The organism is Psychrobacter sp. 1Y4 (assembly GCF_051847555.1).
Genome location: NZ_JBPYDE010001142.1, coordinates 1 through 521, shown reverse-complemented (window position 1 = coordinate 521; position 521 = coordinate 1). Strand labels below are relative to the sequence as shown.

General features: G+C 47.6%; 1 protein-coding gene. It reads right to left on the bottom strand.

Translation table 11 applies throughout. From position 1 onward, the window contains the following. The coding region (gene lspA / locus ACS8FC_RS20835; protein WP_439298185.1) for a signal peptidase II at positions 1-440 on the bottom strand (440 nt) is incomplete at its 3' end. Positions 441-521 lie beyond the last annotated feature (81 nt).

Below are 521 nucleotides of genomic sequence, written 5' to 3'. Positions count from 1 at the left end.
GCGATATTAAAAATCGGATAATGCCAAACATCAGCATAATGCACATGGATAAAGTCAATCACATGACCATGTAGCAAGCGATCGATCAAATTACCAAGCGCACCGCCCAATACCATGGCAAGTCCAAGCGAGAGTAGCGTGGCTTTGCGAGGCGCTTTGAGCAAATAGATAATCAAAAATAGCGACATGAGCAACGCCAACCCTGAAAAAAACCACTTCTGCCAACCGCCAGCATCTGCCAAAAAGCTAAATGCCGCGCCATAATTATAAGCGAGTGTCCAATTGAGAAATGGCTCAATCACGGGCACTGGATCATGAAAGGTCAGCTTGGTTTCAGCCAGCCACTTGGTCCACTGATCTATGACAATGATAATCAGCGCCAGCGCATACCACATAAAAGCACGACTGCCATTGGCCACCATTTTTGGTGTCTTGGTCAGTCAACTTCTAGGTGTGGTCGAGCTACCTGTAGTCGCATGAGCAGGCTGAGGCGATTTATCGACTTCAGCTTGCGACGGCTT